Source organism: Pontibacillus salipaludis, assembly GCF_014642405.1.
Classification (GTDB): domain Bacteria; phylum Bacillota; class Bacilli; order Bacillales; family BH030062; genus Pontibacillus; species Pontibacillus salipaludis.
This window is the reverse complement of sequence record NZ_BMIN01000002.1, coordinates 22,614-36,559: the sequence shown is the minus strand read 5'-3', so window position 1 is coordinate 36,559 and position 13,946 is coordinate 22,614. Positions and strand designations below refer to the sequence as shown.

13 protein-coding genes are annotated in these 13,946 nt (G+C 45.4%); 12 read left to right on the top strand and 1 reads right to left on the bottom strand.

The window, feature by feature from the left end; genetic code table 11:
* Nucleotides 1-54 precede the first annotated feature (54 nt).
* The 10 genes from IEW76_RS02395 (at nucleotide 55) to IEW76_RS02350 (ending at nucleotide 11,205) form a co-directional block, all read left to right on the top strand.
* On the top strand, nucleotides 55-609 hold the full coding sequence (locus IEW76_RS02395; protein WP_188650572.1) for a manganese efflux pump MntP: 555 nt from the start codon (nucleotides 55-57) through the stop codon (nucleotides 607-609).
* Between the two features lie 273 nt (nucleotides 610-882).
* Nucleotides 883-1,659 (top strand): sulfite exporter TauE/SafE family protein, encoded by a 777-nt coding sequence (locus IEW76_RS02390; RefSeq protein ID WP_188650570.1) that lies wholly within the window; start codon nucleotides 883-885, stop codon nucleotides 1,657-1,659.
* A 21-nt stretch (nucleotides 1,660-1,680) separates the two neighbouring features.
* On the top strand, nucleotides 1,681-2,802 hold the full coding sequence (locus IEW76_RS02385) for an MBL fold metallo-hydrolase (protein WP_188650568.1): 1,122 nt from the start codon (nucleotides 1,681-1,683) through the stop codon (nucleotides 2,800-2,802).
* A 562-nt stretch (nucleotides 2,803-3,364) separates the two neighbouring features.
* A complete protein-coding gene (locus IEW76_RS02380) occupies nucleotides 3,365-4,756 on the top strand; it encodes a WG repeat-containing protein (protein ID WP_188650566.1) in 1,392 nt (463 codons plus the stop codon).
* Between the two features lie 133 nt (nucleotides 4,757-4,889).
* Nucleotides 4,890-5,504, top strand: coding sequence for a low molecular weight protein arginine phosphatase (locus IEW76_RS02375; RefSeq protein WP_188650564.1), 615 nt, complete (start codon nucleotides 4,890-4,892; stop codon nucleotides 5,502-5,504).
* Nucleotides 5,505-5,524: 20 nt separating this feature from the next.
* A complete protein-coding gene (locus IEW76_RS02370) occupies nucleotides 5,525-6,835 on the top strand; it encodes a methyl-accepting chemotaxis protein (RefSeq protein ID WP_188650562.1) in 1,311 nt (436 codons plus the stop codon).
* A 17-nt stretch (nucleotides 6,836-6,852) separates the two neighbouring features.
* A complete protein-coding gene (gene rpiB / locus IEW76_RS02365; RefSeq protein WP_188650560.1) occupies nucleotides 6,853-7,290 on the top strand; it encodes a ribose 5-phosphate isomerase B in 438 nt (145 codons plus the stop codon).
* A gap of 86 nt (nucleotides 7,291-7,376) precedes the next feature.
* On the top strand, nucleotides 7,377-7,946 hold the full coding sequence (locus tag IEW76_RS02360; RefSeq protein WP_188650558.1) for a TIGR01440 family protein: 570 nt from the start codon (nucleotides 7,377-7,379) through the stop codon (nucleotides 7,944-7,946).
* Between the two features lie 33 nt (nucleotides 7,947-7,979).
* Nucleotides 7,980-9,215, top strand: a complete 1,236-nt coding sequence (gene glyA, locus IEW76_RS02355) for a serine hydroxymethyltransferase (RefSeq protein WP_188650556.1) — start codon at nucleotides 7,980-7,982, stop codon at nucleotides 9,213-9,215.
* 691 nt (nucleotides 9,216-9,906) lie between these two features.
* On the top strand, nucleotides 9,907-11,205 hold the full coding sequence (locus tag IEW76_RS02350; RefSeq protein ID WP_188650555.1) for a globin-coupled sensor protein: 1,299 nt from the start codon (nucleotides 9,907-9,909) through the stop codon (nucleotides 11,203-11,205).
* Nucleotides 11,206-11,318: 113 nt separating this feature from the next.
* On the opposite strand, the gene IEW76_RS02345 is transcribed toward IEW76_RS02350, so the two are convergent.
* Nucleotides 11,319-11,765 (bottom strand): GNAT family N-acetyltransferase, encoded by a 447-nt coding sequence (locus IEW76_RS02345; protein WP_188650553.1) that lies wholly within the window; start codon nucleotides 11,763-11,765, stop codon nucleotides 11,319-11,321.
* Between the two features lie 262 nt (nucleotides 11,766-12,027).
* Here IEW76_RS02345 and upp point away from each other — a divergent pair, with 262 nt between their 5' ends.
* Nucleotides 12,028-12,657 (top strand): uracil phosphoribosyltransferase, encoded by a 630-nt coding sequence (gene upp, locus IEW76_RS02340; RefSeq protein WP_036779997.1) that lies wholly within the window; start codon nucleotides 12,028-12,030, stop codon nucleotides 12,655-12,657.
* A 21-nt stretch (nucleotides 12,658-12,678) separates the two neighbouring features.
* Nucleotides 12,679-13,833 carry a non-hydrolyzing UDP-N-acetylglucosamine 2-epimerase gene (wecB, locus tag IEW76_RS02335; RefSeq protein ID WP_188650551.1) on the top strand — a complete coding sequence of 385 codons (1,155 nt, stop codon included), beginning with the start codon at nucleotides 12,679-12,681 and terminating at the stop codon, nucleotides 13,831-13,833.
* Nucleotides 13,834-13,946: the final 113 nt, after the last annotated feature.

The following is a 13,946-nucleotide window of genomic DNA, read 5'->3' as shown; positions in this document are numbered from 1 at the left end:
ACTCCTCCTCTTTCGCATATGCTGAACTAGCATGTCCCGAGGGGGAGTTTTTATATGGATTCGGTAACGATCATTGGAGAAATCGTCACCCTTGCCATGATGGCGATCGCACTAGGCATGGATGCTTTTTCAATAGGACTTGGTATGGGGATGATCCCACTTCGCCTTCGTAAAATAGGTACCATTGGACTCACAGTAGGTATCTTTCACGTAATTATGCCTTTTGGTGGCATGGTGCTCGGGCGATTTTTATCTGCTCAACTAGGTTCAGTAGCCACGGTGGCAGGTGGCGTTTTGCTTCTCGTACTAGGGGCTCAGATGTTTTATTCGTCCTTCAAAAAAGACGAAACGCCTGCCTTCACACCTGTAGGCTTTGGCCTCATTATATTTTCCCTAAGCGTTAGTTTAGACAGCTTCTCAGTAGGGCTAAGCCTTGGTATGTCCGGGGCTAGAACCCTCGTTACGTTAATTCTATTCGGTCTCGCAAGCACCGTACTGACATGGGGTGGACTTTTATTAGGTAAAAAAGTCCAAGGCCTCCTCGGCAAATACTCCGAAATGTTCGGAGGCAGCATCCTCTGCGCATTCGGACTCCAACTCATCCTATAAAACGCGCGCTTCTTTAGTACAATAAAGCCCCACAGCGTGCCAGACACCCTGCACTGCTCTAAAGCAAAGAAGCGTGCCAGACACCCTGCACTGCTCTAAAGCAAAGAAGCGTGCCAGACACCCTTCATTGCGTTAAAGCGGTGGAGGGTATTTTTTATGTTTTGTGAGTACTTGTGGTGGTATAGGTATTGGGAAGGTAATTTTAAGGATAAAAAGTGGACGGGGATTGCAGACTAAGAGAGAAGCTGTGGCAGGTAAAGAGGTGCTAGTTGTATGGAATGGTCATTATTGATCACGGTATTTGTTATTGGACTTGTAGGTTCTTTCGTGTCTGGTTTAGTAGGCATTGGTGGCGCTATTGTTAACTATCCGATGGTGCTTTACATCCCGCCACTTCTCGGTTTTGCAGCATTTAGCGCTCATGCGGCCGCGGGCATTGTCGCTGTTCAGGTTTTCGTTGCATCATTTGGGGGCGTATGGGGGTACCGAAAAGGGAACTACCTTCACAAGAAGTTAATTCTCTACATGGGAATAAGCATCCTCCTCGGTAGCTTATTAGGAGGATTTGGTGCCTCTTACTTATCTGAAAAAGTCGTCAATATTGTCTACGGCGTCCTTGCCCTCATAGCCGTAGCGATGATGTTCATCCCCACTCACGAAGAGGAAGAGGGGAGCGATCATCCTGATTTCAACAAATGGATCGCCTCTATTTCCGCCTTTCTTGTCGGAATTGGAGCCGGAATCGTCGGAGCAGGTGGGGCATTTTTGCTCGTTCCGATTATGCTAAGCATCCTTCACATACCGACCCGGATGACGATTGCTTCCTCACTGGCGATCACATTCATCTCATCCATCGGTGCTGTGACAGGCAAACTGTTCTCTGGTGATGTCCCCATCATGCCCGCATTGTCAATAGCTATTGCGAGCATCATCACCTCTCAACTTGGAGCAGAAGCCGGGAAGAAAGCCAATACGAAAGTGCTACAAACGATTCTTGCCGTACTCATTATCGGTACAGCCATCAAAATTTGGTGGGACATTCTTTTCTAATTATGAACAGGAGGGGTTTAAATGGCACTACAACCATTGACAGTCGATGTATTAGCGAAGAAGATTTTAAACAATGAAGAAGTGTTTCTATTAGATATTCGAAAAGAAGAAGACTACGAAGGGTGGGCCGTTGAAGGCCGCAATGTTCGAAGTCTGAATATCCCGTTCAAACAGCTCGAGAGCGACCCAGGTGATGTAAAAGAGAAGCTTCCAAACGATCAGCCTGTATACGTCGTCTGCGCCCGAGGTATATCTTCACAAAAAGCAGTCGACATTCTAAAAGAAGCAGGTCTTGAGGAAGTAACGTACCTTGAAGGAGGCATGACTTCTTGGAGTGAACACCTTGAACCCGTCAAGATTGGTGACCTTAACGGAAAAGGTGAACTGTATCAATTCCTTCGTCTTGGAAAGGGTTGCCTATCCTACATGATCATTGCGAACGGAGAAGCTGCTGTAGTCGATGCGAACCGCATGACGGGTCACTATGAAGAGTTCGCTAAAAAGCAAAATGTCACGATTAAACATGTACTCGATACGCACCTACACGCTGACCACATCTCAGGCGGTAAGGAGTTAGCTGATCATAACGGTGCCACGTATTGGTTCCCGAAACAGGATGATGTAGGAGTTGAATTTTCTTATAGCGCTCTAGAAGATGGCAAGGAAATCTCAGTCGGCGATGTCACGATTGCTGCATTCTATTCTCCAGGCCACACAATCGGAAGCACAAGCTTCATCGTTGATCAGGAATACCTGCTAACGGGAGACATTTTGTTCGTTCAATCCATCGGACGTCCAGACCTTGCAGGGAAAGCAGAGGACTGGGTAGAAGACCTTCGCCAAACGCTTTACAGCCGCTACAAAGAGGTTTCCCAGAACCTAACCGTGCTCCCGGCTCACTTTGGTAAGATGGAAGAGATCAATGAAGAAGGTACTGTTCAAGCCAAGCTTGAAGACCTTTATAAGAAAAATGATCGTCTACAAGTTGAGGATGAAAGTGAATTCCGTCATCTCGTAACGGATAACCTTCCGCCTCAGCCGAACAGTCACGAAGAAATCCGTAAAACAAACATGGGTAAAAAACAACCAGACGCAGACGAACGACGCGAAATGGAAGTCGGTCCAAACCGCTGCGCTGTATAATATATGAAGTCGTCCGAACTAGTTTCGGGCGGCTTTTTTATCGCAAGTTTCGAAACTGAGAGAATGTTCCCGTTTGCTTTGATTAGGTGTAAGGTGGTTCGGGAAATCACTCTCTTTCCGCGGCGAGCTGGGGAGCCTCCTCAATCGCTACGCGCTTTCCGGGGTCTCCCCGAGGCTCTTACTGCCGCAGGAGTCTCGCAATTTCCCGAACCACCTTTGCGATTTCTAGTAGTAACGTGAACATGCCATATGGAGCAATTTTGTCACTTCCACTGGTCTTCAAATTTGTGGGGCGTTCGTAAAACTACAGTCTGGGGTGTCTGGGGAATGGGGAGACTCCTGCGGGAGAAAGAGGTCGACGAGACCCCACAGAGAGCGCTAGCGAACGAGGAGGCTCGACAGCTCGCCCGCGGAAAGCGAGCCGTTCCCCAGACACCCCCGAGCGCTCATTTAACGTACGCCCCCCCTTTTTTTGCACAACTACAAGAGGATAATTTTCGAAAAAGCACCCCACTTCCTGCTACAATAGTAATAGACATAGGAAAATTGTGGAGGTGAAGTGGTGGGAGAGTGTAAGAACTGTGGTACCCCGGTTGAAAAGGGGGAGACGTGTGAGAAGTGTAAACAGCACCAGGAATACATACAACATAAAAACGAAGAATCAATGTTCGATTTTGAACCTCAACAACATACATACGAAACACCTAAAAAGAGGCAGGAAGAAACAAGTCCAGAACCATCAAACGAAACAACGGTAGAGAGTGTGCCCACACTCCCTATTCGGCAAGAAGCGGAGTCAGAGGATCCGTTTTTATTTTCGGAGAAAACGGAACGAAAAAGCTTTAAACGGCCAAAGATCACATGGCTCATAGCCGGGATTCTAGTTGTCCTGATGAGCGCTGCATTTTTCATTTATAGCCAGATTACTTCAAAGGACACGCTTTATTTTACATTGGATGAGAAATCTCAATTAGGGTTCGTGAACGGAGCTGGTGAGTTGGTTCTAGAGACCGAATATGATGGTGCCTATCTTATGTCTCAAATTGAACCGAATGCTGGGATATATGGCCGAGGTCCAGAACACCTCATGGAAAGTTATTATTTTAATGGAGTCCTGTTTCCCGTAATAACAGGAGAGCCTGGTGAACCGAAATCTTTTGGGTTTATCAATAAAGAGGGGGAGTGGGCGATTGAACCAACCTTTGATGCAGCTCGTCCATTTTACAACGAGCGTGCCCTTGTCTATACCGAAGGCGCACATGGCTTTATTAACCAAGAAGGAGAACTTGTCATCCCCCCTCAATACCGATCTGCAAAAGATTTTAAAGATGGGTATGCCCCTGTCTTTAAAGATGATCAATGGGGATATATCGACAAAAGCGGTGACATGGTCATTGATCCTACCCTTGATGAAGCCTACCACTTTAATGATGGCGTGGCTCTTGTGATAAAAAATGGGCAGTACCAGTATATTGATACGAACGGGGAACAGGTCATGGGGCAAACGTTTGAAAAGGGATATGGCTTCTCGGAGGGCGTAGCTCCAGTGAGCGTGGATGGACAATATGGTTTTGTCGACAAAGAGGGCACCATGAAGATCGAACCTCAATATGACCGAGCTTTCCCTTTCCATGACGGGCATGCTACGGTTTGTATGGATCAGAAATGCGGGGTCATCAACAAAGGTGGTCATATGGTAGTCGATATGAAATTTGATAAGATTAGCTGGTATGTTGATGGATTAGCTCACGCATTTACAGGGATTCAGCATGGCTTTATTGATACAGAAGGGAACTGGAAGATTGATCTTGAAGGAAATTTTGTGGCTGCGTTTCCTTTTTATAAAGGAGTCGGGCTTACCATCAAGAGAGTCGACAACCCTTCAAGAGGAGACGGGCGCCGTAATACATTGGAGTACAAAAATAAAAACGGAGAAACGATTCACGAATTTTAACCTTCGTACCTAAAAACACTCCTTTACTCTGGCTGAGTAAAGGAGTGTTTTTAAAAGATTTCTCTCACCGACGAGAGCCGGGTGGATATGTTATAATGCAGGTAAGATTAGCACAAGTAGTGGAGGTTTGAGAATGAAGCATATTTTGTTTGTGTGCACGGGGAATACGTGCAGAAGTCCGATGGCAGAGGCATTGTTAAGAGAAAAGCATGAAGACATTGAAGTGAGATCTGCTGGGATCTTTGCTCACAAGGGCTCGAAAGCTTCTAAAGGTACCGAAGAGGTGTTAAAGAAGAAAGGAATTGCGTTGAATCATGAATCGCAACCTCTTTCTGAAGACCTGATGAGATGGGCAAATATTGTCCTGACAATGACCGCTCAGCACAAGCAAAGCGTCGTGATGGAATATCCACGCTATGAAGATAACGTGTTCACGTTAAAGGAATATGTTCTTCAAAATGATCACAATCAATGGCAGCAATTGAAAGAAGCCTATTCTACGTTAGAAGATAAAAAGGCCGTCTTTTTACAAAAAAATCGTGAAAAATATAACTCGCCACAAGAGCTTGAACAAGCCCTTATCCAACACTTAAATGAAGAGATTTCGCTTATTCGTGAAATTGAAGCCAACCTCCCAAATTCAGACATCTCCGATCCATTTGGAGGAGACATAGATACGTATGAAAAAACGCTTACAGAAATTGAAAAACATGTTGAACTTCTTATCAAAAAATTAGACAATAAGTAGGACAAAGGATTTGTAAGGGGATGGCAGGTTTGGAGGAGAAAAAGAAATATCGGTTTAGTCTTCGGTTAAAGCTCGTTGTGTTCATTACAACGCTTGCGGTGATTACGTATTCAACGAGTGCGTGGTTTATCTATGTACTCTATGATCGGATTAAGGATACCATCGGCATTTCTGTCGTTCCTTTTACGTTGATCACGTTCGCTTTAGGCATTCTCTGGTCAGGGATCCTTGCCTATGTGGCGGCAGGTTTTATCACAAAGCCTCTTCTTAAATTGGAACAGATCGCAGCCAAAGCAGCTCTTGGGGATATCACGGACGAAGTCGCTGTATCTAAATCAGACGATGAAATCCGCTCCCTTGGCACGGCTTTTGGAACGATGATGACCAATTTGAGAGGCATGGTACATAATATCGACCACAATTTTGGCGAAACGAACAAATCGGTAACAGCCATTAAAGAGGCGACCGAGCAAGCGACGAACCAAGCGCGGCTCATTTCGGAGACGATCGATGAAATCTCTGAAGGCTCCGAGAACTCTTCTGTAGCCATTCAGCAAACCGCCGAAGCGATTGAAGAAACAACAGAACTTGCAACCATGGTACAAAACAAGGCCAAGCTCTCTCAAGATATGTCCACTCACATGATTACGACATTGAATGAAAGCGAGAAAGTGGTGTATTCTCTTGTTGAAGGCATTCAGTCGATTGCAGAGGAACAGGAACTGTCTTTAGAAGCGGTTGAACGAATGGAAACGAACGCGAAGAAAGTAGAAGACATTATTTCCCTTGTTGGAAACCTCGCCGAGCAGACGAACTTACTTGCATTAAATGCTTCAATTGAAGCAGCACGAGCAGGAGAACACGGGAAAGGTTTTGCTGTTGTAGCAGAAGAAGTAAGGAAACTTGCTGATGAAAGCGGGAAAGCAGTTAAAGGGATATCAGATCTCATTCAAACGATGCAAAAAGACGTCTCCCAGGTCGTTCATAAAATTAACAACCAGGTTCAATTCGCTCGCCAGGAAGCAAACAGGGGCGAGGAAACGAACCGGACAATTGCGGATATGTCTACGTCTGTAAATGAAGTAGCACTAGCGGTTCAAGAGATTTCTGCACTCGTTGATCAACAGCTGGCATCGCTCCAATCGACAGCCATTCAATCTCAGGAAGTCTCAGCCATCGCAGAAGAAACCTCAGCCGGAACACTCCAAGCCAGTTCCACAGTACAGCATCAGACCGAGTTGATTGAATCAATTGATCAAATCGCTCATGCACTGGGTGAACAAGCGGACGGATTAAGGCAACAAATCCATCGATTTCGAATTACAGAATAAGAGAAGGGATGATCACCATGAAAGTAATCGTAGCGTCAGATCACGGAGGCGTGAACATTCGTAAAGAAGTAACAAGTCTATTAGAAGAAATGAACATTGAATTTGAAGATATCGGATGTGACTGTGAAGGTTCTGTCGACTATCCAGACTACGGAATTCCGGCAGCCGAGCGCGTAGCCAACGGCGAATTTGATCGTGCCATTTTAATTTGCGGAACAGGCATTGGTATGTCCATTTCTGCAAACAAAGTAAAAGGCGTGCGCTGTGCGCTTGTTCATGACCTATTCACGGCTAAAGTAACGCGTGAACACAATGACTCTAACGTACTTGCAATGGGTGAGCGTGTCATTGGGCCAGGCCTTGCGCGCGAGATTGCGAAGACTTGGTTAAGTGCGGAATTTGAAGGGGGACGCCACGCCAACCGCGTCTCTAAAATTACTGAATACGAAGCATAAAGTGAGAGAAGGGGGAAGAAAAGCATACGTGTTTTTACTTCTCCTTTTTGTGCCTCTGATATCCTACTAAAGGGAGTGATTCTTCCATGGCTACAACTGTTAAAGAGGACATAAAGCATATTGTCGATGAGTGGATCGACAGTTCATACTTAAAACAGGGCGACCTATTCGTTGTGGGCTGTTCCACAAGCGAAGTCGCAGGAGAACATATCGGAACAAGCGGAAGCGCACGTATTGCTGAGGATATTTTTGAAGAACTCATGCGCCTCAAAGAGCAATGCGGGATTCACATAGCCTTTCAGTGCTGTGAGCATCTCAATCGAGCGCTCGTTCTAGAAAGAGACGTCATGCGCGAGCACCGTTTAGAAGAAGTGTCAGTTATACCGGTCCGTTCTGCAGGCGGTTCGATGGCAACGCATGCGTATCATCACCTGAATGATCCGGTCGTGGTTGAAGAAATCATAGCCAACGCCGGCATCGACATTGGAGACACATTCATTGGCATGCACATTAAGAAAGTGGCTGTACCTGTCAGGTTTAAGCAAAAAGAAATCGGAGAGGCTCACGTGACATCCGTGAGATCACGTCCGAAGTTAATTGGTGGCAACCGGGCAGTTTACACAATAGAACAACAATCGTCCGTAACCTGTGATTAGGAAGGGCGAACGAATTTAAAGGGGGACGTACACATGAAGCACGTAAAACAAGTTGATCCAGAGATTATGGAGGCCATTCAACTCGAAAAAACGCGTCAGCAGGAGAAAATCGAACTGATTGCATCAGAAAACTTTGTTTCTGAAGCGGTTATGGAAGCTCAAGGATCTGTATTAACGAACAAATATGCAGAAGGTTACCCTGGCAAACGCTACTACGGCGGCTGTGAACACGTAGACATCGCCGAGAATCTTGCTCGCGACCGCGCGAAGAAACTCTTCGGAGCAGACCATGCCAATGTTCAGCCACACTCCGGCGCTCAGGCGAACATGACGGTTTATTTTGCTGTGTTAGAACCAGGCGATACTGTCCTTGGTATGAATCTAAACCACGGCGGCCATTTAACACACGGCAGCCCTGTCAACTTCAGTGGGAAACTCTACAACTTCGTGGACTACGGCGTTGACCAAGAAACAGAACAAATCGACTACGAAGCGGTACGCGAGAAAGCGCGCGAGGTACAACCGAAACTAATCGTAGCCGGTGCTTCTGCGTACCCTCGCTCCATCGACTTTAAGAAATTCCGCGAAATCGCAGACGAAGTAGGAGCTTACCTCCTTGTAGATATGGCGCACGTTGCTGGACTAGTGGCTACAGGCCATCATCCGAATCCTGTTCCATATGCTGATTTCGTTACAACAACAACGCACAAAACCCTTCGCGGCCCACGCGGTGGAATGGTGCTTTGTAAAGAAGAGTACGCTAAGAAAATCGACAAATCCTTATTCCCGGGCATGCAAGGCGGCCCACTCATGCACGTCATCGCTGCAAAAGCCGTAAGCTTCCAAGAAGCGCTTCAAGATGATTTCAAGGACTACTCCGCGTCCATCATCAGCAATGCCAAGCGCCTAGGCGAATCCCTGCAAAAAGAAGGCGTCCGTCTTGTATCAGGTGGAACAGACAACCACTTGCTTCTACTAGACCTACGTCCATTAAACCTTACTGGTAAAGTCGCTGAACAAGCCCTTGATGACATCGGTATTACAGTAAACAAAAACACAATCCCGTTCGACCCGGAGAGCCCATTCGTCACAAGCGGCATCCGCATCGGAACAGCAGCCGTTACGTCCCGTGGCTTCGGAGAAGAAGAAATGGATGAGATCGCATCCATCATCGCCTTCACCCTGAACAACCACGAAGACGAAGGCAAACTAGCCGAAGCCCGCGACCGCGTGCTCGCCCTAACCTCTCGTTTTGAGTTATACGCTTAAATGAATGAACCGCCTCTTCCCTTTGGGAGAGGCGGTTTTAGTTTTAATGGTTGAAGAGGGTGGAGCAGTTACGAAAGCAGGGGGAGAACTTGCTAAAGTGAGGGCGGAGTTACTAAAGAGGTGATAGAAGTTACTAAAGTGAGGGCGGAGTTCCCAAAAAGGACCTCGAAGTTATCAAAAGGTCGAGAGAAGTTACGAAAACTTTCATCGAAGTTACCAAAACCTCAAGAGGAATTACTAAACAGACGCAGCACTTACTAAAACGAGAACGAATTTCCCAAAAAGGACCTCGAAGTTACCAAAACCTCAAGAAGAGTTACTAAACAGACGCAGCACTTCCTAAAGCGAGAGCGGAATTCCCAAAAAGGTCATCAAAGTTACCAAAACCTCAAGAGAAGTTACTAAACAGACGCAGCACTTACTAAAGCGAGGCTGGATTTCCCAAAAAGGACCTCGAAGTTACCAAAACCTCAAGAGAAGTTACTAAACCAGAAGCAACACTTACCAAACCGAGAGCAAAGTTACGAAAGAGCTCCCCCAATTACCAAAAATCAACGTACTCATCACCAAAAAACTAAACCTACTTTCACAAAACCCCCAGCCGCAGGCCCACCATACCAAATGTGCAACCATGATTAAGATTCCCCCACCTAAAGCCGATATAAGAAGAAGGAATAAAGGGGGAATTACGATGAGTATTTTTACAAAAAAGAGACAAGCAGCACGGTTCGAGGCGATTGATGCCTATTCAGATATGGGCACACCAGTAACAGTTGAGGATCAAGACTTGGCTGGGCGTTTAAGTTATATGAGCTTAACAGATAAGCAACTTGCTACGCTAAAGGAAGTAAAACCAGATGTATTAGCGCTCAGTGATCAACTTTTAGATAAAGTGTTGGAGCATTTGTATGCACATCCTCGTCTGAATGCGATTGCTACGAATCATAGTTCTCACGATAGGTTGAAGCAAGTATTCGTAGAGTATTTTGATAGTGCATTTTCTGGGAACATAGATGAAGCCTATTTGAACATGAGGAAGCGAATTGGACGTACTCATGGCGGGGTGGAGCTTCCGGTCGCGTGGTTCTTAGCTACCTATTCGGCACTGAGCAATCTACTTATTCCAAAAGTGGTTGAGTCTTATCAGGATCAGCCTCATAAACTATCGGATATCCTAGTGGCCGTAACAAATATTATGAACCTGGACAGTCAACTCGTCGTAGATCACTACCTTGCTGTGAAAGCGGTAGAAGCGAATGAAGCGAACGATCGAAATGAACTTCTGCGCAGAGAACTCGTTGCAATCAGCCAGGAGGTTGCTGCTTCTGTGGAACAGACCGACGCATCAATGAATGAAACCTCTGAGAAAGCAGATCGCATTCGTAAGGACACGGAGAATACGCAGAAGAGTAGTCAGAATCTGATCTCGTTAACGGAAATGAACGACAATAAGGTCAACGAAATGCTTACTTCTTTCCAAACTGTCTTGGAACAGTTTAACAATAGCATGGCAACGATGGAGAAGCTTGATCATCTTTCCCAACAGATCACGTCGATCACAAACCAAATTGAGGGCATTGCCGATCAGACCAACCTCCTTGCTTTAAACGCATCGATTGAAGCAGCTCGTGCTGGGGAGAGTGGGAAAGGATTCGCTGTCGTGGCTGAAGAAGTTCGTAAATTAGCGGAGAACTCAAAGCAAATGAGTAATCAAATTAATACGATCACAAACGAAAGCAACGAAAACATTCAAACGCTCCAAGTTTCCATGCAAGAAATGAATGCCTCTACGAAACAGTCTCAAACAGATATGAAGCAAGTAACGAACGGATTGGCTACTGTGAAGATGGAAATGAACCAGTACGTAGACATGTTCAACCGAAATAAAGAAGACCTCGATCTGATTGTCGATGCCATCCAAGATATCCATGGCACGACCGACAACCTATCAGGCCTCGCGCAGAAACTATTAAACAAAACAGAAGAATAGAAACGAGAAACACTCCAACTCTATAGAGTTGGAGTGCTTTTAGTTGCTCATGGGGAGAAGGGGAGGGTGTTGATGTACTATCCTTTGGCGCCTGGTATTTTCTTGAGCGTTATCTACTTCCTCATAAATAAAAAGACAGTATCTTCCCGTGGAAGCTTTTCTTCTTTATAACCTACATAGCCAAGCTTTTCATAGAACGTAATATTCTCACGGCTCTTACTCCCTGTGAATAGTTCAAACGTGCAGCCTGCAAACTGACGTTCAATCTCGTTCATAAGCGCACGTCCGATGCCTTGTTTTTGAAAATCAGGGTGAACCATGACTTTTCCGATGTGACACGTTCCTCCCTCTTTCTTAGCACGAGCAGAACCGATCACTTGATTGTTATGTACATACTTTAGAATAAAAGCCTCTTCAAAATCGGCTCTCACTTGATCAAGCGTTTGAGTAAGGGGTTGTATAGTATAGTCGTTATACCGTTTAGCCTCTTGAAGATAGGCTTCTTTCTGTAATCGTAAAATGGCTTCTGCATCTTGAGGGTTAGCTTGAGTAATCGGCATTCAGTTCTCTCCTTTTTATTCCTATTCTATTACAAAATTATAGAGGAACCTTTTCGCTCATGAAACAGTAAACCTTGTGGTAAACTAAGAAGGAAAATGTATCGCCTATTTAATAGTAGAAAAAATTCACAAAACCGTCACAAATGCCAAATAACTTTTAGAATGTTTTGTCGAGAGATTGTGTAAATCACCTTGAAACGCATCCCATAATTCAGTACAATTTTAAGGATGCAAACTATTCAATTAAAGGAGAGATCGGCTCATGGGTAAGGTATATGTATTTGATCATCCTCTTATTCAGCACAAACTAACGTACATACGGAAGACAGAAACAGGAACGAAGGAATTCCGTGAACTTGTAGATGAAGTAGCAGCTTTAATGGCGTTTGAAATTACACGTGATTTACCATTAGAAGAAGTAACGATTCAAACACCCGTTTCAGAAGCGACATCTCAAGTGATTTCAGGTAAGAAGATTGCGATCATCCCAATTCTACGCGCGGGACTAGGAATGGTAGACGGTATTTTAGACCTTATTCCAGCGGCGAAGGTAGGACACGTAGGACTTTATCGTGATCCGGAAACACTGAAGCCAGTTGAATATTACGTGAAGCTTCCAAGCGACGTTCAAGAACGTGAAATGATCGTTGTAGACCCAATGCTTGCAACAGGTGGTTCTGCGATCGAAGCAATCCATTCTCTTAAGAAGCGTGGAGCTAAACAAATTCGCCTGATGTGTCTAGTAGGCGCGCCTGAAGGTGTAGAAGAAATTCATGCAGCACACCCTGATGTAGACATTTATCTTGCAGCAATGGACGAGAAACTGAACGAAAAAGGTTACATCGTACCAGGTTTAGGAGACGCAGGAGACCGTCTGTTCGGAACGAAATAAGTTTTGTTTGGAGTGAACGACATGAGCCAACGAATTAAGGTGATGACGATTTTTGGGACAAGACCTGAAGCGATTAAGATGGCGCCTCTTGTCTTGGAACTAAAAAAACGTTCAGACCAATTTGAACCAATAGTAACCGTGACAGCCCAGCATCGTGAAATGCTTGATCAAGTGATGAACATCTTTGGCATTGCCCCTGATTACGACCTGAACATTATGAAATCGCGTCAAACTCTAGCAGAGATTACAACGCGTGCGCTTGAAGGTTTAGATAACGTTATGAAGGAAACAAAGCCAGATGTGGTGCTTGTGCATGGTGATACAACAACAACATTTGCAGCAAGCCTTGCCGCTTACTACAACCAGATCCCAGTAGGGCACGTAGAGGCAGGACTTCGCACTTGGAATAAATACTCTCCATTCCCAGAAGAAATGAATCGCCAGCTAACAGGCGTTATGGCCGACCTTCATTTCACACCAACGAATCAATCCAAGCAGAATCTATTGGATGAAAATAAACCTGAAGACAGCTTGTTTGTTACAGGAAACACAGCGATTGATGCGCTGAAAACAACCGTTAAAGACGATTATGCACATGAGATCCTAGAGAAGACAAAAGATAAACGTCTTGTGCTCGTGACGGCTCACCGTCGCGAAAACCTAGGTGACAAAATGCGCGGTATGTTCAAAGCCATCAAGCGTTTAGTTGATACACATGAAGATGTTGAAGTGGTTTACCCGGTTCACTTAAACCCAGCGGTTCAAGAAGCAGCCAACGAAATCTTAGGCAGCGATGACCGTATCCATTTAATTGAACCGTTAGACGTAATCGACTTCCACAACTTCGCGTCAAGATCCCACCTGATCATGACCGACAGTGGCGGCGTTCAAGAAGAAGCGCCTTCTCTTGGTGTACCAGTCCTTGTCCTTCGTGACACAACTGAACGTCCTGAAGGAATTAAAGCAGGTACATTGAAGCTTGCCGGAACAGACGAAGAAAACATCTTCTCTATGGCAAACGAATTGCTCTCAGACGATACAGCATACGAAGCAATGGCCAAAGCCTCCAACCCATACGGAGACGGCCAAGCATCAGCGCGTATCGCCGAAGCCATGCGTTACTTCTTCAACTACCAAGAAGAAAAACCACAACCATTCACAACCAAAGACGACTAACCAAAAAAGCAAGAGGGCTAAGCGCCCCTTGCTTTTTTCTTTACCCACCTAAAGCGTGCCAGACACCCAGCATTACAGCACAGCACTAAAGCGTGCCAGACACCCAGCGTTAC

Bases quoted from the DNA above. Each gene is read 5' to 3' on its own strand.
- glyA (WP_188650556.1), top strand. From the start codon at position 7,980: ATGAAGCACGTAAAACAAGTTGATCCAGAGATTATGGAGGCCATTCAA.
- rpiB (WP_188650560.1), top strand. From the start codon at position 6,853: ATGAAAGTAATCGTAGCGTCAGATCACGGAGGCGTGAACATTCGTAAA.
- IEW76_RS02350 (WP_188650555.1), top strand. From the start codon at position 9,907: ATGAGTATTTTTACAAAAAAGAGACAAGCAGCACGGTTCGAGGCGATT.
- IEW76_RS02395 (WP_188650572.1), top strand. From the start codon at position 55: ATGGATTCGGTAACGATCATTGGAGAAATCGTCACCCTTGCCATGATG.
- wecB (WP_188650551.1), top strand. From the start codon at position 12,679: ATGAGCCAACGAATTAAGGTGATGACGATTTTTGGGACAAGACCTGAA.
- IEW76_RS02385 (WP_188650568.1), top strand. From the start codon at position 1,681: ATGGCACTACAACCATTGACAGTCGATGTATTAGCGAAGAAGATTTTA.
- IEW76_RS02370 (WP_188650562.1), top strand. From the start codon at position 5,525: ATGGCAGGTTTGGAGGAGAAAAAGAAATATCGGTTTAGTCTTCGGTTA.
- IEW76_RS02360 (WP_188650558.1), top strand. From the start codon at position 7,377: ATGGCTACAACTGTTAAAGAGGACATAAAGCATATTGTCGATGAGTGG.
- IEW76_RS02345 (WP_188650553.1), bottom strand. From the start codon at position 11,765: ATGCCGATTACTCAAGCTAACCCTCAAGATGCAGAAGCCATTTTACGA.
- upp (WP_036779997.1), top strand. From the start codon at position 12,028: ATGGGTAAGGTATATGTATTTGATCATCCTCTTATTCAGCACAAACTA.
- IEW76_RS02375 (WP_188650564.1), top strand. From the start codon at position 4,890: ATGAAGCATATTTTGTTTGTGTGCACGGGGAATACGTGCAGAAGTCCG.
- IEW76_RS02390 (WP_188650570.1), top strand. From the start codon at position 883: ATGGAATGGTCATTATTGATCACGGTATTTGTTATTGGACTTGTAGGT.